The sequence below is a fragment of the Mucilaginibacter sp. PAMB04168 genome, from assembly GCF_039634365.2.
Classification (GTDB): domain Bacteria; phylum Bacteroidota; class Bacteroidia; order Sphingobacteriales; family Sphingobacteriaceae; genus Mucilaginibacter.
Genome location: NZ_CP155079.2, coordinates 1004123 through 1023000, shown reverse-complemented (window position 1 = coordinate 1023000; position 18878 = coordinate 1004123). Strand labels below are relative to the sequence as shown.

Sequence of the window (18878 nt, the reverse complement as noted above, 5' to 3'; positions counted from 1 at the left end):
CATCCCGCTTTTGCCATTCATATAAGTGTGTATTTACTTATTTACTGTAGTGTGGCTAAATAGAATCCTAAAATCGTTTCCACTATCATTATACAACTGTAGCGAAACATCTGTGCTATCCCAGGGCACATCAACCATAGCTTTAGCAAACGGGCCAAAGGCATTGGTATTTGCATTAAACCCTTTAAATTCTGCAGCTTTTAATGTTATGTTACCATACTGTATAACCGTCGGGCTATTATCTATAGTCTTGTAAACATAGCGCTCAATGTATATATTCTTATAATTTATTAAGGTTTGAGGCAAGAACAGCTCATAATAAGGATCGGAAGGCAGTACAGCTACTGCAAATTTAACACCGTAATTCTGGCTTATAAAAAACAGGTTGGGCTTCCATGTATCGGCAAGCTTACCGGTTGGCGCAACCAGGCTGGTGCTTACTGCTGTATTCAAGTTAGTTTCATAACGGTACATGCGGGCAGGGTCTGTTGCCGATGTTGGTGCCATGTAAACCTTAAAGTTAGTTTGCCAGGTACCGGCGTAAACACCGTTTAAAGGCAAAATATAAAAGGTACCGCCTTTGGTAGCCTTTTTACGTATAATAGTGGTGCCGTTTGTAAATACAGCTACAACCGAATCGGTTGTATTAATATCAAGGCTGGTTTTAGGGAATGCAATGGTAACCTGGTTAGAATTTTCGGTGCTGCCACCTGTGCCGGGTTTAGTACCGGTGCCGGTTGTATCCGGCGTAATGTCATTATCTTCATAAGTACGGCATGATGACACAGCCATCACACTCAACACCAACAGCAAAAAAAGAGGGCGGGTAAAAATCTTCATATCAATACATTACAGCAAATTATGCAAATTTAAGCATTGCATTTTACTGTAGCACAATTAATTACATTTAACTATTGGGTTAATGCATATTGCACTAAGTTGGCACCCATCTTTAAAGCTTTTAAGCGTACTTCCTGGCTATCACCAGCATAAGTACCCAGGTCTTCCCACCCATTGCCTAAATCGCACTCCACATCATAAAAGCAAACCAAACGCCCCTTGTAAATCAGGCCGAAACCTTGCGGGCGCTTACTGTCATGCTCATGTATTTTAGGCAAGCCGGCAGGAAAATCAAATTTCTGATGGTATATAGGATGATTGAATGGTAATTCTACAAAATTAAGTTCAGGAAAAACCTTCTTCATTTCGGGGCGAATAAACTTATCTAACCCATAATTATCGCATATGTGCAAAAACCCGCCACCGGTTAAATACTGCCGCAAGTTACGCACATCATGTTCAGAAAAGATAACATTACCGTGGCCGGTCATAAACACAAAGGGGTAATTAAACAGCTCGGCGCTCCCTGCTTCTACGGTTTCATCCTCAACCTTAAAATTGGTTTTTAAATTTTGGTTACAAAACCTAATGAGGTTGGGTAATGCTGTACGGTCGCCGTACCAATCACCGCCGCCATTGTATTTAAGGCGCGCCAAGGTGTAAGTAGGCACCTGCCTGTAACTGCTTAGCAACAGGGGTATAAACAGTAGAAACAGTGCTTTAATTTTCATCAATTGACAGCTTTGAAACACCGCTATAAGTATAATACGCTACCACGTAACATTACTTGTTAGCGTACCTTACCAATTGTTTACCTGTTCAAAAAATTAACCTCAAAACAGGCTTCCAGCGCAGCTGTTTCGGTACGCAGGCGGCTTTCGCCTAAAGTTATGGGTTTGAAGCCGCTTTGCAAAGCATCGGCAATTTCTTTTTCGGTAAAATCGCCCTCCGGTCCAATCAGTATGAGGCAATGGCCCTGTAGCTGCAATTGAGCAGCCAGGCTTACCTTATCCTCGCCGGGCAGGCAGTGTGCTATAAACTTTTGTCCGTTGAAGGGGATACTCAATAACTTAGCCAGCGGCTGTATAGGATATAATTTGGGGTGGTAAGCTTTAATAGATTGCTTTACAGCGGAGGTAATGATCTTGTCTAACCGTTCAACTTTAGCTTCCTTACGTTCTGAGCGCTGGCATAGAATGAGCGACACTTCATCAATACCTATCTCGGTAGCTTTTTCCAGAAACCATTCCAGCCGCTCTATATTTTTGGTAGGTGCAACAGCAATATGTAGGTAATGGTTGCGCTTACCAAACGCTTGTTGCGCCTCTGTGATAACCAGTAATGTTTTTTTAGGATGCGGGTCAATAATTCGTGCAGTATAAAAACCGCCCCTACCATCAACCAGTTGAATGCTATCATCTTGTTCCAGCCGCAGCACACGTATACAGTGCTTACTTTCCTCCTCGCTTAAGGTATAATGTGAAGCACCTTCGGGTAAATCAGGCGTGTAAAAGATTTGCATAAGCAGCGAGGCTTAATTAAGGTCTGATACGTCTTCCTCGTTCAGCAGGAGTTCCAGCTTAACCGATTCAATATTTTGGTCAGACTTTTTGAGTACTGTAATGTTGTAACCGTTTGATTCGCGCTGTTCGCCAACCTCAGGTATCTTGCCAAAAATTTCGCTTACCCAGCCCGATACGGTATCAAAATCGCCATCCTCTGGCAAATCATGAGGTAAATGTTCATTTACGTCGTAAATAGAAGCTACAGCGTTAACAATGAACTCACGGTCATTTACTTTGTCAACAATTGGCTTTTCCTCGTCAAACTCGTCCTGAATCTCGCCAACCAGTTCCTCCACAATATCTTCAAGCGTTACCATACCAGCGGTACCGCCAAACTCATCCAGCACAATAGCGATCTGGATACGTTTTTGCTGCAGTTCGGCCATCAGATCGTTGATCTTCTTGGTTTCGGGGATGAAGTACGGCTTGCGGATAATATCCTTCAGCTCAAAATCTATTTTACGGGCCAGTAAAGGCAAAATATCTTTCGCATGTACAATACCGATGATCTTGTCGACCGTATCGTCATATACCGGCATACGCGAGTAGCCTTCGGTGACCAAGCAGTCTAACAAATCCTGCGGCGAAGAGCTGATATCGATACCTGATATTTTGGTACGAGGCACCATGATGTTCTTGACCACACGCTCGTTAAAATCAAATACGTTTTTAATGAGCTCATGCTCGTTCGAATCCAGTGCACCACTTTCTTTGCCCTGTTCCAGCAAGTACTGTAATTCTTCGGAGCTATGGTGTGATTCATCGCCGTGAACGGCGGTAACACCAAAAAGCTTCAGAATAAAGTTAGCAAAGCTGTTCAGCACCCAGATAGCCGGGCGAAATACAACAAAAAAGAATCTTAGGGGATAAGACACCGTCATTGCTGTTCGTACAGAACGCTGTATGGCCAGTGTTTTAGGAGCCAGCTCACCAAATACAATATGCAATATGGTAATGGTGATAAAGGCTACTACGTGGCTAATGTTAATAATAAGGCTTGATTCGATTACTAAACCAAATGCTTTGAATAAATTAAGCATGAGTTTACTAACCACCTCTTCGCCTGCCCAACCTAAGCCAAGTGAAGCAATGGTAATACCCAGCTGCGTAGCAGCCAGGTAACCATCTAAATTATGCATAATACCACGGGCAACTTTAGCCATCCGGCTACCGGCCTTTGCCTGAATTTCAATTTGCGAACCGCGAACACGCACGATGGCAAATTCGGCGGCTACGAAAAAACCGTTCAGCAAAACCAAAAATATGGTTAAGAAGATATGAAAACCGTTTATGTCTAAATCAGGGCCCATGTATTATTTTTGGTCAGGGAACGTCGTCTGGTACAATTCCAAACTTTCGTTAATCACCTTAAGTGCATAAGGCTTACCCATTAAATGCTCAATTGTTACGTTCTTGCCTTCCAGCTTTTTGTAATCCTGAAAGAAACGCACTATTTCTTTCATGGCATGCGGCGGCAACTCATTAAGATCGTTAATGTAATTTACCGACATATCGTTTTTAGCAACAGCAATAATCTTATCGTCTTGCTCGCCATTGTCAACCATGTGCATTACGCCAATAACCTTGGCTTCGATTAATGACATCGGGAACACGTCAACAGAGCACAAAACCAATATATCCAACGGATCTTTATCGTCACAATAAGTTTGCGGGATAAAACCATAATTGGCCGGATACATTACAGATGAAAATAACACGCGATCCAGTCTTAATAAACCTGAATCTTTATCAATTTCATATTTAGCTTTTGAACCTTTTGGGATCTCGATGATGGCATTAACTATGTCCGGAAGATTTTCGCCCGGACTAACCTGATGCCAGGGATGTTGTGTACTCATGTAAAATTGTAAGAATATGTATAAAATTATTGTTCGTCAATTTTGTTTGTTGCTTTACCTCTTTTAAGGAAAGCAATAATAAGCGGCACACTGGTAACTACAATTAATGCAATTACAATATACTGCAAATAATCTTTTAGTCCGGGATATTTCCGACCTAAAAAAAAGCCTGATAATGTTAGTGTTGCAACCCAGGCAATACTGCCCACAAAGTTATATAAACTAAACTTCTTAAAATCAACCTTTACAACACCGGCAAAGATAGGCGCAAAAGTTCTGATTATAGGGAAGAATCTGCCTAAAACGAGGGCCATGCCGCCGTATTTCTGGTAGAACTCCTCGGCCATTACAATATAGCGCTTTTTGAAGAATAAGGATTCCTTACGATTCTCCATCAGCGGACCGGTGCGGTAGCCAAACCAGTAACCAGTGTAATTGCCCAATACGCCAGCTGCCATTAGCGATAATACCAGCGTATAGATATTAACATCAAGCAAGCCGGTTGCACAAAGCAGGCCAGCCATAAACAGCAGGTAGTCGCCCGGAAGGAAGAATCCGAAGAACAACCCGGTCTCAGCATACACTACCACCAGCAATAAGTAAAAGCCTCCTTTACTGATGATGGATTGTGCATCCGTTAAATTCTGCAGATGTTCCCAGAAGTTTTCCATTCACGATATTTGTAAAACTACAAATATTACAGCAATTTGTAATGCGAGATACAAACTATATCAAGTTTGATATAAGTGCAGGGTATATACCAATAATCAATGTAACCACGGCCGAAAAGCCCAAAACTATTTGATAATAGCCCGGAACAACCAGTTCATCGTGTTCGGCTGTACGAAAGTACATGGCAATAATTACCCTGAAATAGTAGTAAATACTAATAATGGCATTGATGACCGCAATAATAACCAGCCATACCTGGTAACGCGCCATAGCACCATAAAACATTAAGAACTTCCCAATAAAACCAGCAGTAAGCGGAATACCCGCCAATGACAGCATAGCAATAGTAAGTACAGCAGCCAGGAAAGGATTGCGTTTACCCAGGCCATTAAAGCACTCAAAGCTATCACTACCTAATTGCTGTTGCACCAGCAACAACACACCAAACGCAATAATGGAAGCAATGGAGTAGGCTGTGGCATACATAAATATAGCGTTGCCCGAGCCTGCACTTAAGGCCACTATGGCAAACAACAGGTAACCTGCATGTGAGATACTCGAAAAGGCAAGCATACGTTTAAAGCTGTGCTGGTACAGCGCTGTAAGGTTGCCAATAAATAACGTTAAAATGGTTATAGCGAGCAAAGTTGGCATCCAGAAATCGGCCAGCGGTGCAAAGCTGGCGGCAAACAAGCGTAGGAATGCGGCGAAGCCGGCAGTTTTTACAACTGTCGACATGAAAGCGGTGATAAGCGTTGGCGATCCTTCGTAAACATCGGGCGTCCAGAAGTGGAAAGGTGCCGCACCTACTTTAAAGCATAGGCCAATAATCATTAAGATAATACCGGTATGAAATAACGGGTTGACACCACGGGGATGCGCTAAGGCCCAGTCGCGAATGGCCTCCAGGTTGAACGAACCTGTAGCACCATAAATTAACGCTATGCCGAACAGTAAAAAGCCGGTTGAAAAGGCACCCATCAAAAAGTATTTCAATGACGCTTCGTTTGAGGCAAAGCTCTTTTTATCGATACCGGCCAGGATGTACAAGCTTACTGACATAATTTCGATACCAATAAACAGCATGCTTAAGTTATAGTATGATACCATAACGATAATACCCGCCAGCGAAAACAGCATAATGGCAAAGTATTCGGCTACATGCTCGCTTATTTTTTCAAAATAGCCTTTTGATAACATCAATATTAGCAGTGTTGATACAATTGCCGTTGCCGAAAATGCTACCGAAAAGTTATCAAACAGCATCATATCATGATAAATAGGCACCGCACCGTTGTTCCACTGCATTACAGCCGATGCCAGCGCCAGCAGTAAACCCACTATAGTAACCGGCAGCAGCAACTTATTGGCTTTATACAAGCCTAAGTACAACAGCACTATGGGTAATACAGCTATGATGATTAACGTAGTCATTATTTCAAGTTTCTTATATCTAAAAAATTCGTTTCAAAAAGCCTGTTAAGACCTTTGAAGTTTATTTTCCTAATTTGTGTAAAAGAGCTTCGCTTATCTTACCGTTAACGGTATTCATCAGGTTGGTAACTGCCGCTTCAGACAGATGCAACACCGGTTGCGGATATACACCAATGGCAATAATTAAAGCGCAAATAATGCCCAGCACAATTTTCTCGCTTAGCGTAATATCGGTAAAGGTGGCGGTTAATGCATTGGTTTCGCCCTGCATTACGTTTTTGTACATCCTTAGCATATAAACGGCACCCAGTATAATGGTTAAGCCGGCTACTATGCCCATCCACATGTTATAGCGGTAAACACCGTTCAATAACAGGAACTCGCCAATAAAACCATTGGTTAAAGGCAGCGCTACAGATGCCAGCACAATAATTAAGAAAGCTATAGCAAACTTAGGGGCCACTTTTGATAAACCACCCAGCTCGGTAACATCGCGGGTTTTTAACTGGCGGCTAATGATGTCCCAAATGAAGAACAAACCTACAACCTCAATACCGTGGTTCAGCATTTGTATCATGGCACCTTGCAAGCCTTGTATGTTCCAGGCCAATAATCCGGCAGCTATCAACCCTACGTGCGCAATAGAAGAGTAAGCAATTAAACGCTTACCATCGCGCTGTCTGAAAGCAATGATGGAAGCATATACAATACCGGCAATAGCTAACCAAAGTGGGTTGTTCTGCCACTCGTAAAAGCCAACCGGCGCAATAGGAATCATCCAGCGAATGGCGCCGTATACGCCCATCTTTAACATAATACCAGATAAAAGCATACTGCCCGCCGATGGTGCCTCGGTATAGGTATCGGGCTGCCAGGTATGCAGCGGAAAAATAGGCATCTTAATAGCGAAGGCCAGTAAAAACGCGCCGAATATCCACGACTGCTGCTCGGCATTCAGTTTAAGCTCGTAAAACTTAAAAATATCAAAAGTGCGGTCAGGCGTTTGCAGGTACAGATAAATAATGGCCAGCAACATAAACAATGAACCGGCAAAAGTATAAATGAAGAATTTAAGTGTAACCTTAATGCGGTTTTCGCCGCCCCACATACCGCATATAAAGTAAATAGGTATTAAAGCAACCTCCCACCCTATGTAAAACATAAAGCCATCAAGCGCGGTAAACACCATGAGCAAGCCAAACTGCATAAACATAATTAAGGCGTAGAATGCAGAGGCGTTTTTATAATCGTGCTTAAAGGTGCTTGTAATAATGAAGGGAACCAGCAACACCGTTAATATAACCGGAATAATATTGATACCATCAATACCCGCGGTAAAGTATATGCCCAGTTTAGGTATCCACGCAAAATCGGTAACAAATTGTAGGCTGGCATCGGGCGTATACTGCGTTACGAAATAGGCACCCAAAGCCAGTTCGGCCACTGAAAAAAACAAGGCAGCATTTTTGGCAGCATTGCCTTTTATAAACAAAAGCGCCAGGGCTGCCAGTAAGGGTAAAAGGAGTAAAAAACTAACCGTCATTGTATGTGCAGTAAACGCTAACTTAAATTTTTATTAAACTGTATATCAGTACGGCAATAATGCCTATTACCATCATAAATAGATAGAACCCAACATTACCGGTTTGCAATAAGCGCAAGCCACGGCCGGCCTCAATTGGCCCTTGCCCTAAACCGTTAACAATACCATCTATACCCAATTTATCAACTACCTTATAAAAGAATACTGATAATGCATCAAGTGGCTTACGGATGATAGCATCATACAGCTCATCAATATAAAACTTGTTATAAGATAATTTCACCAATGCAGGGCGCTCTTGGCTATCCGGAACCGGAATATCGGCTTGTTTAACGTATTTAACGAAAGCGTAAATAAGCGCTAATACAGCAACTCCTACCGATATGGCCATTAACATATACTCTGTATTAGGTGCGATAAAAAGCTTGCCGGTGTGCGTAGCCGATGCGCTCAGCACAGGCTCCAGCCAGTGATCTAACCAGTGATGGCCGCCCAAAGCATGTGGTACACCCATAAATCCACCTACTGTTGAAAGTATGGCCAGCACAATCAGTGGAATTGTCATACTGGGTGGAGATTCATGTAAATGATGCTCCTGCTCGTGCGTACCGCGGAAACTTCCCCAAAATGTAAGGAACATTAAACGGAACATGTAGAAGGAGGTGAGCATAGCGCCTAAAACACCCAGTATATATAATAGCGGACTGTGCATATAAGCCTCAGCCAAAATTTCGTCCTTTGAGAAGAACCCTGCAAACGGTGGAATGCCAGATATAGCCAGCGTTCCAATAAGCATGGTGGTAAAAGTAATGGTAAGCTTGCCTTTTAATCCGCCCATGTTGCGCATATCCTGCTCGCCACTTACCGCGTGGATAACCGAACCGGCACCCAAAAACAATAGGGCCTTAAAAAAGGCATGCGTTAAAACGTGGAAAAAAGCACCTGTATAAGCGCCAACACCGAGCCCTAAAAACATATAGCCCAGCTGCGATACAGTTGAGTAAGCCAGTACCTTTTTAATATCGTTTTGAGTGAGCGCTATTAAAGCAGCCAGTAATATAGTGGCAACACCTATTATCGCAATAACGGTTTGCGTAGCAAGCGCTAAAGTGAACAGGATATTAGAGCGGGCAATCATGTATATACCGGCGGTAACCATGGTAGCTGCGTGTATTAATGCCGATACCGGGGTAGGGCCGGCCATTGCATCGGGCAGCCAGGTAAAAAGGGGTATTTGTGCCGATTTACCGGTAGCGCCTACAAACAGTAACAGGGTAATTAAAACCAGGGTGGTATCGCCGCTTCGCATAGTAGCCGCTTTGCTGAATACGTCGGCATAAGTAATGCTGCCAAAGGTATTCAGGATGATGAACACAGCAATCAGGAAACCCAGATCGCCAATGCGGTTCATTACAAATGCCTTTTTGGCGGCATCGGCATAGCTTGGATTGCTGTACCAAAAACCAATGAGCAGGTAAGAGCAAAGCCCCACGCCTTCCCAACCTATAAACATAATAATGTAATTGGAACCCATTACGAGCAGGAGCATGAAAAACACGAATAGGTTAAGGTAAGCAAAGAATTTACCGAACCCTGCATCATGACTCATATAACCTATAGAATATAAATGAATCAGAAAACCGATACCAGTAATGATGAGCAGCATGATGGAGCTCAACTGATCGATCAGGAATGAAAACGGCACATGCAGGTTACCTACTTTAATCCAGTCGAACAGGGTAACGTTGATTGGTACGCCGGTTGACTTGATTTGTAAAAATGCGCCAACGCTTAAAGCAAATGATAATAGCACCATTAAACTGGCTAAACCGCCAATAATGCTTTTTGATAAGGTATTGCGGCCTAATCCGTTAATTACGAAGCCTGCCAGCGGCAGCAGCGGAATAAGCCAGATGTATTTATCCATATTTTTATCTCTGTGGCCAATGGCCAGTATCCTGTGTTCTGATGAATTATTGGTCTTCTTAATGTTGCAACCGGCATCTCAGTACCGGCTACCGGGCATTACCATTTCAACCTGTTCAATATATCTACGTCGATAGAGTTGGTGTTGCGGTGTATCATAACGATGATGGCCAAACCAATAGCAATTTCGGCAGCGGCCAGCGCCATAATGAAAAACACGAATACCTGCCCGTTAGGATCATTGCTGTAAACCGAAAATACAGTAAGCAACAGGTTAACGGCATTCAGCATCAGCTCAACCGACATAAATACCACAATAGCGTTACGGCGTATTAAAACGCCTACCACACCAATTGAAAATATTATAGCGCTTAACAAAATATAATGATTAAGCGGAACGACCTTCACAGCCTGGAGAAAACTTTCCATTAAACGATAGCTTTAGGTTTAGTGTCTTTAGTGGCCAGCAAAACAGCGCCCACCATAGCCGATAACAGCAGGATAGACGATACCTCAAATGGCAACAGAAATTCGTTGAACAGCACCTTGCCCAGGTTTTGTACCGAGCCCAGGTTTACATTTTGCAATACCACCGGCTGCGATTTGGCGAGCACCTTTATAGCAGCAACCAAAGTAACCAGTAAAGCGCCACCACCTATTACGCCGGCAAGCTTTACGTAAATACTTTTGGTTGGCTCGGTATCCTTGTTAAGGTTAAGCATCATCATTACAAACAGGAATAACACCAGGATGGCGCCCATATAAACAATAAAGTTTACGATAGCCAAAAACTGCGCGTTAAGAATGATGTAATGAATGGTAAATGTAAAAAAGGTAATAATGAGGTACAGCACACTGTGCACCGGGTTTTTTGCAAAAATAACCAGCAGTGAAAACAGTATGGATAAAAATGCGATAAAGTAAAATATACTCATATGGCTTGTAAACAGAAATACCTTTGCCGGTACTGGTTGGTAGCCCGCAAAGGTATCATTCTTTTTTATTGGTTTAAAGGTGGCTCAACTAATTTGTCTTTACCGTATATAAAGTCTTTTCTTAAAAAATCAGTTGGTACAATATCGCCATCGAGGTAAATAGCCTCTTTAGGGCAAGCTTCTTCGCACAGGCCGCAAAAAATACAACGCAGCATATTAATTTCATATACAGCTGCATATTTCTCCTCGCGGTACAAGTGTTCCTCACCTTTTTGGCGTTCACCGGCGGTCATGGTAATGGCTTCGGCCGGGCATGACAGGGCGCATAAACCACAGGCTGTACAGCGTTCCTTACCGTCCTCGTCGCGCTTTAAAGAGTGCAGGCCACGAAAGTTTTCAGAAAATTCCCGCTTTTGTTCGGGGTAACGAATGGTTACATCTTTCTTGAAAAAGTGTTTCATGGTGATGCTAAGCCCCTGGGCTATAGCGGGCAGGTAAGCCCTTTCCCAAAAATTGAGGGGTTTTACCTCCAGTACTTTTCGCTTATTACTTAATGGTTCCATTTATAAGGGTTAAGCAAACTTTTGAATTAATATAGATATAACACCGGTTAATACGATGTTGGCAATAGCCAACGGTATCAGTTTTTTCCAGCCCAGGTGCATTAACTGGTCATAACGGAAACGCGGGATGGTCCAGCGCACCCACATGAAAAAGAAGATAAAGGCAAATATTTTGGCAAATAGTACCACTACACCTAAAATTGGCGCCCAGGTTGGTCCTAACAAATTAGCCATGTAATCCATACCCGGATAGTTGTAGCCGCCAAAATAAAGCGTAGCCATTACAGCTGAGGATACAAACATGTTGATATACTCGGCAAACAGGTAAAAGCCCAATTTCATGGATGAATACTCGGTATGGTACCCCCCCACCAGCTCGGTTTCGCACTCAGGCAAATCAAACGGACTGCGGTTGGTTTCGGCAAAGGCACACACCATAAATATTAAAAAGCCAAGCGGTTGGTAAAGCACATTCCAGTGCCAGCCATGTTGCTGTTCGGCTATTTCTTTTAAGCTTAGTGTACCGGTCAGCATCAGCAGGGCAATTATGGAAAGGCCCATCGAAATTTCGTAGCTGATGTTTTGTGATGCGGCACGGATAGCGCCAAGTAATGAATATTTATTGTTAGATGCCCAGCCACCAATCATGATACCGTACACACCTAAGGATACAACACCGAAAATGTACAGGATACCCACGTTAATATCGGTAACCTGCAAATCGATAGTGCGACCGGCAATAACCATTTGCGGCCCCCACGGAATAACCGCAGAACCGATACAGGCCGTCATAATGGCCAGTGACGGACCAACCACAAACAAAAAGCCACTGGCCCGAGTTGGTATGATCTCTTCTTTCATGAACATTTTGGCACCATCGGCCAAAGGTTGCAGCATACCAAACGGGCCGGCACGGTTAGGGCCTACCCTGTCTTGTAAAAAGGCTGCTATTTTACGCTCGGCATAAGTAGAATACATGGCCACTACCAAACTGATAGCAAATATAACCACTACCAGTACCAGCTTTATAATCAGATCAGTAGTTTCCATTACAGTCTTGTCTCCCGTTCAAATTGTTCTTTGTTAGCTTCCTGCAATACCAGGTTCTTTTTAACCACTGGCAGCGGCTGCATCGTTTCGTAATGATTAGCGCTGATAACCGATTGATTAGACACCTTGCGCGGGCCTTCAATTACCCAATCGCTGGTTTTCTTTTTATCAAAACGGCAGGTGTTGCAAATAAATTCCTCAACCTCACCGTACTGGTCTTTACGGGCCGTTACGCGTAAAACGTCTTCGCCTTTATACCAGAGGGTTACTTTGCCGTTACAATTTTCGTGCTCGCAATTGCGGTGTGCTTCTACCGGCTTGGTAAACCACACACGGTTTTTAAAGCGGAAGGTTTTATCGGTTAAAGCACCAACCGGGCACACATCAATCACATTGCCCGAAAAATCGTTGTCTACAGCTTTATGAATGTAGGTAGAGATTTCCGCATGATCGCCACGGTTTAATACTCCGTGTACACGCTGATTGGTGATCTGATCGGCCGTAAATACGCAACGATAGCATAAAATACAACGGTTCATGTGTAGTTGTATCTTGTCGCCAATATCAATACGTTCAAACGTACGCCGATCAAACTCGTAGCGGGTTTTAGCCGCACCATGCTCATATCCCAAGTCCTGCAGATGGCACTCGCCGGCCTGGTCGCAAATAGGGCAATCCAGCGGGTGATTGATCAATAACATTTCAACCACTCCTTTACGTGCCTCAATCACTTCAGGCGAGGTTATGTTCTGTACCTCCATGCCATCCATTACTGTGGTACGGCATGATGCTACCAGCTTAGGCATAGGCCGCGGATCTTTTTCAGATCCTTTACTTACCTTAACCAGGCAGGTACGGCATTTACCGCCACTGCCTTCCAGTTTAGAGTAATAGCACATAGCGGGCGGCACAATATCCCCTCCTATTTGCCTTGCAGCATTCAGGATGGACGTGCCTGGCTCTACGTCAACACTAATTCCGTCAATAGTTACTTTAACCATTATCAACCTTATTTCTTATATAAGCGAGGTAATCGCCGTCTATTATTTTTATATGATTTGGACCGGGCGTATACTGATATACATATACCCAGCACCTTACTTCTTTTCCGTTGTGCAGCCGTACCCATTGCTGTTGCCTGCTATACTCCGCCCCTTCGTATTCATCCAATGCTGCCAAAACATGGTTAGCATTACTATCTATACTGTAAACCTCTCCTGCAACGGTTTGGCTTAACTCCTTTGCTTTTATTAACGCCGGGTATTCGCCCAGATCGTACAGTTCGCCTTTTAATAAACCCTTACCTGTAAAGGTAAGGAAATCTTCAAGCGGCTTTAATACTTCATTTTCGAAGTGCTTTAGCAAGGTGCCATATGCAAACAAATATTCCATTTGCTGTCTCCTTGTCAAGAGCTGCCTTTACAACTGGTATTCTTTAATGATGGCACTACCATCTGCATTGTGCCCCATTTCTATATCAATTTTAGCCCCTTTCAAAATAGGCGACTCCTGCAGTACTGGCTTTAAATTTCTGAACAATATCTCCGGATCATGTGCTGTTAAAAAGAACAATGCCCGGCTATTTTCCTCATCCAGTTCGTAGCTGTCATAGGCACCAACACCATGATAGGTTACCGCCCGCTCAATCTCATCCTGCAACTCGTCTAAATAATCAAAGTCCTCCGTTTTATAGTTGAACTTGATAACTACTTCGTGATTCTCTGCCATATTTCAATAGTTTAATCAATCGTTATCAATAGCGCACATCAATTAGGCACCCCAGATCAAATTTAAGCTATCACTTCTGGCTTAGGCAGCGGATCAGCATAATGCGCTAACCCAAAATTACGGCTAACTGCCTCCGTTGGGTTAGTTACATGCCATTCAAATTCATCCCTGAAATGACGTATAGCACTGGCCACCGGCCAGGCAGCTGCATCACCCAGCGGACAAATGGTATTTCCTTCAATCTTTTTAGAAACATCTACCAGCAGATCCATGTCGCTCATTTTGCCATGTCCGTTCTCTAAGCGATGTAACACTTTTTCCATCCAGCCAGTACCCTCGCGGCAAGGCGAACATTGCCCGCAACTTTCATGGTGATAAAAGCGTGCGAAGTTCCAGGTGTTGCGTACAATACACTGGTCTTCATCAAACGCAATAAAACCACCTGAACCCATCATGGTACCAGTAGCAAAGCCACCTTCAGAAAGACCTTCATAGCTCATTACACGGGCATCGCCTGCAGCTGTTTTCAGTATCAGGTTAGCAGGTAAAATTGGCACCGATGAACCACCAGCTACCACTGCTTTTAAGCGTTTACCATTAGCTATACCGCCACAATATTCATCCGAAAAAATGAATTCTTCAACAGGTACACCCAACTCAATCTCGTAAACGCCAGGCCTTTTTAAGTTGCCCCCGGCTGATATTAGCTTAGTACCGGTACTGCGACCAATACCTATTTTGGCATATTCATCGCCACCATCACGAATGATTGGCACGGTAGCGGCAATTGATTCGACATTGTTGACCACTGTTGGGCAGCCATACAAACCTGCAATAGCCGGAAATGGCGGCTTAATACGCGGGTTACCACGTTTACCTTCCAACGATTCGATCAAAGCAGTTTCTTCGCCGCAAATGTAGGCACCGCCACCCGGCTGTACGTACAATTCCAGGTCGTAACCGGTACCTAATATGTTTTTGCCTAAAAAGCCTGCAGCTTTAGCTTCGGCAATGGCTTTCTCCAGAATGCGTATCTGCGGCATCATCTCGCCACGTACATATATGTACGAGGTTTTGGAACCCAAAGCAAAGCTGGCTATAATCATACCCTCAATTAGCAAGTGAGGGATGTGTGTCATTAAATAACGGTCTTTAAAAGTACCAGGCTCAGATTCGTCGGCATTACAAACCAGGTAACGTGGCACACCCTCTGGCTTAGCCAAAAAGCTCCACTTCATACCGGTTGGGAAACCTGCACCACCACGGCCACGTAAGCCCGACTTTTTCACCTCTTCCACCACTTCATCGGGTGTTAAAGTTTTCAGGGCTTTTTCAACCGCTGCATAACCACCTTTTGAACGGTAAACGTCAAAAGTGTTGATACCAGGTACGTTAATATGTTCTAGTAATAGTTTGCGTCCCATTAGTTGTTAGCTTTTGCTTTTAAATCACCTAACAATTGGTCAACCGACTCAGTGGTTAGGTTTTCGTAAAACGTATACTCAGGGCCTATTTGCAAAACCGGACCAAAGCCACAGGCAGCGAGACATTCCACGCCGCGCCAGCTAAACAGGCCATCAGGTGTAACTTCGCCTTCCTTAACGCCGAGCTTTTGCTCCAGGTGATCCATTATTTTTTCAGCACCTACCAAGCAGCAAGGCCCGGTGCGGCAAACTTCCAGCATGAACTTGCCTTGCGGACGTAAAAAGTACATGGTATAAAAAGTGGCTACCTCATAAACCTCAATGGCCTCAATACCTAAGTAAGCGGCTACTTTATCCATCGCGGGTACGCTCAGCCAGCCCTGCTCGGCCTGTACGGCATGCAGCATAGGCAATAAGGCCGACTTTTGCTTACCTTCAGGGTAACGACTAACAAAATCGGCAAATTGAGCCATCAATGCCGGCGAAAATTCAACCGGCTGGTGGGTGATATTTTCAACTCTAAGCATCTAATTCTCCGGCTATAACGTTTAAGCTACTCATGTTAATAATCGCATCCGATAACAGCATTCCTCGGCTCATATCGGCATACATACTGTAATTGATAAAGCTCGGCCTGCGGAAATGCAAGCGATAAGGAGATCGGCCACCATCATTTACCAGATAAAAGCCCAACTCGCCGTTGGCACCTTCAACCGAATGATAAACCTCGCCTACTGGTGTTTCAATTTCGCCCATCACAATTTTAAAGTGATAAATGAGCGCTTCCATATTGTTGTACACTTCCTCTTTAGGAGGCAGGTAAAACTCAGGTACATCGGCGTGAAATATGGTCGGATCTTCTTTTTCTATTTTATCCAAAGCCTGCTGTATCATACGCATGCTCTGTTTCATTTCTTCGTTACGTACCAGGAAACGGTCATACACATCGCCGCTGGTACCCACAGGTACTTCAAAATCAAACTCCTCGTATGAGCAATATGGATTCATGGCACGCACATCATAATCCACACCGGTTGCACGCAGTATAGGGCCGCTCCAGCTGTAATCTAAAGCTGTTTCGGCACTTACCGGGGCAACGCCTTTGGTACGATCAATAAATATACGGTTACGGTTAAACAGCGATTCGAACTCGTTGAGCACTTTCGGAAAATCAACCAAAAACTTTTTAATCTTGGCAAAAGCTATATCGTTGAAATTACGCTCAAACCCACCTATACGACCAATGTTGGTTGTTAAGCGTGAGCCGCAAACCTCTTCGTATATTTCATAGATAGCCTCGCGGTATTCCATCATGTACAAAAAGCCGGTGAAAGCGCCTGTATCTACACCTAATACACCGTTGCAGATGATGTGGTCGGATATACGGGCCAGCTCCATTACAATTACACGCAAGTAATCTACGCGTTTTGGTGTATTGATGCCCAGCAGTTTTTCGACAGTCATGTGCCAGCCCATGTTATTAATGGGGGCCGAGCAGTAGTTTAACCTGTCGGTTAACGGGGTAATTTGATAGAACGGCCGGTGCTCGGCAATTTTCTCAAATGCGCGGTGTATGTAACCAATGGTTGATACGCCGCTCACAATACGTTCCCCATCCAGTTGCAACACATTTTGGAACACGCCGTGCGTGGCCGGATGCGTTGGCCCCAGGTTAAGGGTGGATAACTCGCTTTGCAGGTTGGTATCCGTATTGGTATTTATATTTAGTGAAGGAAAATTCTGCATGGGTTATCTTCCAAAATAAAAATCTTTTTTGTCTACACGGTTCGGGTCTTCCAGCGGGTACTCTTTACGCATTGGGAATACGGTCATGTCGTCCACGTTGAGGATACGAACCAGGTTAGGGTGGCCTTCGAAGTTTACGCCAAAGTAGTCGTAAGTTTCGCGCTCCATCCAGTTAGCGCCGTTCCACAGCACCGTTGCTGTCGGGGTGCGCACATCACCTTCAGGTAAAAACACTTTAACCCGAATACGCACATTATACCGCAGGCTGTGCAAGTGGTAAATTACGCCAATGGAATTTTCCTGCTCGGGGTATTGTATAGCCGTAATATCGGTTAAATAAATAAACTGCAAAGCCGCATCCTTTTTGAGGTACGTTAGCAGTTCAATAATATTATCTCTACTGGTTTCAACTGTGAGCAAACCGTATGGTTCACCTTCCAGTTTAATCTGGTCGCCAAACTTTCCGGTTAGGTGCTGCTGCAGTAATTCGTTATTTAATTCACCCATTTACTGGATTCCGTATTTAGCTAATAATTCCTGGTACTCCGGCGTGTCTCTGCGGCGCAGGGATTCGGTTTGCACCAGTTTTTGTATATTCATAAAGCCGTCAATAATAGCTTCGGGGCGGGGCGGACAACCGGGTACATAAACATCAACCGGAATCACCTCATCTATACCTTGCAATACCGAGTAAGTATCAAATATACCACCGCTCGAGGCGCATGCACCTACAGCCATTACCCAACGGGGCTCGGCCATTTGCAGGTAAACCTGCCTTAATACCGGCGCCATTTTTTTTGATATAGTACCCATTACCATCAGTAAATCGGCCTGGCGCGGCGAAAAGCTTAAACGCTCGGCCCCAAAACGCGACAAATCATAATGAGAGCCCATGGTAGCCATAAACTCGATACCACAGCAAGAGGTAGCAAAAGGCAGCGGCCACAACGAGTGCGAACGCGCCAAACCTATGGCTTTATCTAAAGAAGTAGCAAAAAATCCTGAACCTTCAACGCCCGGAGGGGCATTAACTATCTGAACATCACTCATTGATATAAATGCTAAAATCCGTTTATACGGATGACTACAAATTTACCATTATTAACGTGATATTGAATAGTGTAATATGTACAAGGTTGTATTTAGAAAGATTCTAAACTGGCTTAGTTCCAGTCTAATGCGCCCTTTTTGAGCACATAAATGAAGCCCAGCAGTAGTGTAGCCATAAAGATGAACATTTCGATCAGTCCATCAACACCCATGGCTTTAAAATTAACCGCCCAGGGGTACATAAAAATAACCTCCACATCGAACAGTACAAACAGGATGGCTACCAGGAAGTATTTGATGGAAACCGGCGTACGCGCATTACCAACCACCTCGATGCCCGATTCAAACGGACTAAGCTTATCTGCAGTTACCCGTTTTGGACCCAACTTGTGGGTAAAAAACATAGTAGTAACCACAAACCCAACTGCAACCAGCATTTGAATAATTATTGGCAAATAGTTAATAGGTAAACTTTGTGCTTCCATGCAGCAAATATAACCGGAATTGTGTAATAACAAAAAAGGCTACAGATTAATCTGCAGC

The 18878-nt window shown here is 43.8% G+C and carries 22 protein-coding genes; all 22 read right to left on the bottom strand.

The features are described 5' to 3' along the window. Positions 1-33: 33 nt before the first annotated feature. Complete coding sequence (locus ABDD94_RS04460) at positions 34-840, bottom strand: hypothetical protein (RefSeq protein WP_345954854.1); 807 nt, start codon at positions 838-840, stop codon at positions 34-36. A gap of 71 nt (positions 841-911) precedes the next feature. Beyond that, the gene (locus ABDD94_RS04455) at positions 912-1571 is read right to left on the bottom strand and encodes a DUF4159 domain-containing protein (protein WP_345954853.1); all 660 of its coding nucleotides are present in this window, start codon (positions 1569-1571) and stop codon (positions 912-914) included. Between the two features lie 80 nt (positions 1572-1651). Continuing rightward, positions 1652-2362 (bottom strand): 16S rRNA (uracil(1498)-N(3))-methyltransferase, encoded by a 711-nt coding sequence (locus tag ABDD94_RS04450; protein ID WP_345954852.1) that lies wholly within the window; start codon positions 2360-2362, stop codon positions 1652-1654. A 12-nt stretch (positions 2363-2374) separates the two neighbouring features. Next, entirely contained in the window at positions 2375-3715 is a 1341-nt protein-coding gene (locus ABDD94_RS04445; protein WP_345948740.1) for a hemolysin family protein, read from the bottom strand. A 3-nt stretch (positions 3716-3718) separates the two neighbouring features. After that, the gene (locus ABDD94_RS04440) at positions 3719-4264 is read right to left on the bottom strand and encodes an inorganic diphosphatase (RefSeq protein ID WP_345948741.1); all 546 of its coding nucleotides are present in this window, start codon (positions 4262-4264) and stop codon (positions 3719-3721) included. A 26-nt stretch (positions 4265-4290) separates the two neighbouring features. Next, positions 4291-4935: a DedA family protein gene (locus tag ABDD94_RS04435; RefSeq protein ID WP_345948742.1), complete on the bottom strand. Its 645-nt coding sequence runs from the start codon at positions 4933-4935 to the stop codon at positions 4291-4293. A gap of 55 nt (positions 4936-4990) precedes the next feature. After that, complete coding sequence (locus tag ABDD94_RS04430) at positions 4991-6370, bottom strand: NADH-quinone oxidoreductase subunit N (protein WP_345954851.1); 1380 nt, start codon at positions 6368-6370, stop codon at positions 4991-4993. A gap of 61 nt (positions 6371-6431) precedes the next feature. Further along, positions 6432-7913, bottom strand: coding sequence for an NADH-quinone oxidoreductase subunit M (locus tag ABDD94_RS04425; RefSeq protein ID WP_345954850.1), 1482 nt, complete (start codon positions 7911-7913; stop codon positions 6432-6434). Between the two features lie 22 nt (positions 7914-7935). Then, a complete protein-coding gene (gene nuoL / locus ABDD94_RS04420) occupies positions 7936-9840 on the bottom strand; it encodes an NADH-quinone oxidoreductase subunit L (RefSeq protein ID WP_345954849.1) in 1905 nt (634 codons plus the stop codon). A 98-nt stretch (positions 9841-9938) separates the two neighbouring features. Then, a complete protein-coding gene (gene nuoK / locus ABDD94_RS04415) occupies positions 9939-10268 on the bottom strand; it encodes an NADH-quinone oxidoreductase subunit NuoK (RefSeq protein ID WP_345948746.1) in 330 nt (109 codons plus the stop codon). After that, positions 10268-10774 (bottom strand): NADH-quinone oxidoreductase subunit J, encoded by a 507-nt coding sequence (locus tag ABDD94_RS04410; protein WP_345948747.1) that lies wholly within the window; start codon positions 10772-10774, stop codon positions 10268-10270. Before ABDD94_RS04410 ends, nuoK begins: the two co-directional genes overlap by 1 nt. 65 nt (positions 10775-10839) lie before the next feature. After that, complete coding sequence (locus tag ABDD94_RS04405; protein WP_345948748.1) at positions 10840-11337, bottom strand: NADH-quinone oxidoreductase subunit I; 498 nt, start codon at positions 11335-11337, stop codon at positions 10840-10842. A gap of 9 nt (positions 11338-11346) precedes the next feature. Continuing rightward, complete coding sequence (gene nuoH / locus ABDD94_RS04400) at positions 11347-12387, bottom strand: NADH-quinone oxidoreductase subunit NuoH (protein ID WP_345954848.1); 1041 nt, start codon at positions 12385-12387, stop codon at positions 11347-11349. Then, a complete protein-coding gene (locus ABDD94_RS04395; RefSeq protein WP_345948750.1) occupies positions 12387-13388 on the bottom strand; it encodes a 2Fe-2S iron-sulfur cluster-binding protein in 1002 nt (333 codons plus the stop codon). Before ABDD94_RS04395 ends, nuoH begins: the two co-directional genes overlap by 1 nt. Further along, entirely contained in the window at positions 13381-13779 is a 399-nt protein-coding gene (locus ABDD94_RS04390; RefSeq protein WP_345954847.1) for a gamma-glutamylcyclotransferase family protein, read from the bottom strand. The genes ABDD94_RS04395 and ABDD94_RS04390 overlap by 8 nt, the downstream gene beginning before the upstream one ends. A 27-nt stretch (positions 13780-13806) precedes the next feature. Further along, complete coding sequence (locus ABDD94_RS04385) at positions 13807-14115, bottom strand: hypothetical protein (RefSeq protein ID WP_345954846.1); 309 nt, start codon at positions 14113-14115, stop codon at positions 13807-13809. A 62-nt stretch (positions 14116-14177) separates the two neighbouring features. Then, positions 14178-15539 (bottom strand): NADH-quinone oxidoreductase subunit NuoF, encoded by a 1362-nt coding sequence (nuoF, locus tag ABDD94_RS04380; RefSeq protein WP_345954845.1) that lies wholly within the window; start codon positions 15537-15539, stop codon positions 14178-14180. After that, positions 15539-16066, bottom strand: coding sequence for an NAD(P)H-dependent oxidoreductase subunit E (locus ABDD94_RS04375; RefSeq protein ID WP_345954844.1), 528 nt, complete (start codon positions 16064-16066; stop codon positions 15539-15541). The genes nuoF and ABDD94_RS04375 overlap by 1 nt, the downstream gene beginning before the upstream one ends. Continuing rightward, positions 16059-17285 carry an NADH-quinone oxidoreductase subunit D gene (locus ABDD94_RS04370; RefSeq protein ID WP_345954843.1) on the bottom strand — a complete coding sequence of 409 codons (1227 nt, stop codon included), beginning with the start codon at positions 17283-17285 and terminating at the stop codon, positions 16059-16061. Before ABDD94_RS04370 ends, ABDD94_RS04375 begins: the two co-directional genes overlap by 8 nt. A gap of 3 nt (positions 17286-17288) precedes the next feature. Then, positions 17289-17792 carry an NADH-quinone oxidoreductase subunit C gene (locus tag ABDD94_RS04365; RefSeq protein ID WP_345948756.1) on the bottom strand — a complete coding sequence of 168 codons (504 nt, stop codon included), beginning with the start codon at positions 17790-17792 and terminating at the stop codon, positions 17289-17291. Next, complete coding sequence (locus tag ABDD94_RS04360) at positions 17793-18335, bottom strand: NADH-quinone oxidoreductase subunit B (RefSeq protein ID WP_345948757.1); 543 nt, start codon at positions 18333-18335, stop codon at positions 17793-17795. Between the two features lie 113 nt (positions 18336-18448). Continuing rightward, positions 18449-18820 (bottom strand): NADH-quinone oxidoreductase subunit A, encoded by a 372-nt coding sequence (locus tag ABDD94_RS04355; RefSeq protein WP_345948758.1) that lies wholly within the window; start codon positions 18818-18820, stop codon positions 18449-18451. Positions 18821-18878: the final 58 nt, after the last annotated feature.

Coding starts and splice junctions, on each gene's coding strand:
- ABDD94_RS04455 (WP_345954853.1), bottom strand. CDS start 1,571: ATGAAAATTAAAGCACTGTTTCTACTGTTTATACCCCTGTTGCTAAGC.
- ABDD94_RS04440 (WP_345948741.1), bottom strand. CDS start 4,264: ATGAGTACACAACATCCCTGGCATCAGGTTAGTCCGGGCGAAAATCTT.
- ABDD94_RS04395 (WP_345948750.1), bottom strand. CDS start 13,388: ATGGTTAAAGTAACTATTGACGGAATTAGTGTTGACGTAGAGCCAGGC.
- nuoK (WP_345948746.1), bottom strand. CDS start 10,268: ATGGAAAGTTTTCTCCAGGCTGTGAAGGTCGTTCCGCTTAATCATTAT.
- ABDD94_RS04375 (WP_345954844.1), bottom strand. CDS start 16,066: ATGCTTAGAGTTGAAAATATCACCCACCAGCCGGTTGAATTTTCGCCG.
- nuoH (WP_345954848.1), bottom strand. CDS start 12,387: ATGGAAACTACTGATCTGATTATAAAGCTGGTACTGGTAGTGGTTATA.
- ABDD94_RS04425 (WP_345954850.1), bottom strand. CDS start 7,913: ATGACGGTTAGTTTTTTACTCCTTTTACCCTTACTGGCAGCCCTGGCG.
- ABDD94_RS04355 (WP_345948758.1), bottom strand. CDS start 18,820: ATGGAAGCACAAAGTTTACCTATTAACTATTTGCCAATAATTATTCAA.
- ABDD94_RS04360 (WP_345948757.1), bottom strand. CDS start 18,335: ATGAGTGATGTTCAGATAGTTAATGCCCCTCCGGGCGTTGAAGGTTCA.
- ABDD94_RS04460 (WP_345954854.1), bottom strand. CDS start 840: ATGAAGATTTTTACCCGCCCTCTTTTTTTGCTGTTGGTGTTGAGTGTG.
- ABDD94_RS04365 (WP_345948756.1), bottom strand. CDS start 17,792: ATGGGTGAATTAAATAACGAATTACTGCAGCAGCACCTAACCGGAAAG.
- ABDD94_RS04370 (WP_345954843.1), bottom strand. CDS start 17,285: ATGCAGAATTTTCCTTCACTAAATATAAATACCAATACGGATACCAAC.
- ABDD94_RS04430 (WP_345954851.1), bottom strand. CDS start 6,370: ATGACTACGTTAATCATCATAGCTGTATTACCCATAGTGCTGTTGTAC.
- ABDD94_RS04435 (WP_345948742.1), bottom strand. CDS start 4,935: ATGGAAAACTTCTGGGAACATCTGCAGAATTTAACGGATGCACAATCC.
- ABDD94_RS04405 (WP_345948748.1), bottom strand. CDS start 11,337: ATGGAACCATTAAGTAATAAGCGAAAAGTACTGGAGGTAAAACCCCTC.
- ABDD94_RS04410 (WP_345948747.1), bottom strand. CDS start 10,774: ATGAGTATATTTTACTTTATCGCATTTTTATCCATACTGTTTTCACTG.
- ABDD94_RS04445 (WP_345948740.1), bottom strand. CDS start 3,715: ATGGGCCCTGATTTAGACATAAACGGTTTTCATATCTTCTTAACCATA.
- nuoF (WP_345954845.1), bottom strand. CDS start 15,539: ATGGGACGCAAACTATTACTAGAACATATTAACGTACCTGGTATCAAC.
- ABDD94_RS04450 (WP_345954852.1), bottom strand. CDS start 2,362: ATGCAAATCTTTTACACGCCTGATTTACCCGAAGGTGCTTCACATTAT.
- nuoL (WP_345954849.1), bottom strand. CDS start 9,840: ATGGATAAATACATCTGGCTTATTCCGCTGCTGCCGCTGGCAGGCTTC.
- ABDD94_RS04390 (WP_345954847.1), bottom strand. CDS start 13,779: ATGGAATATTTGTTTGCATATGGCACCTTGCTAAAGCACTTCGAAAAT.
- ABDD94_RS04385 (WP_345954846.1), bottom strand. CDS start 14,115: ATGGCAGAGAATCACGAAGTAGTTATCAAGTTCAACTATAAAACGGAG.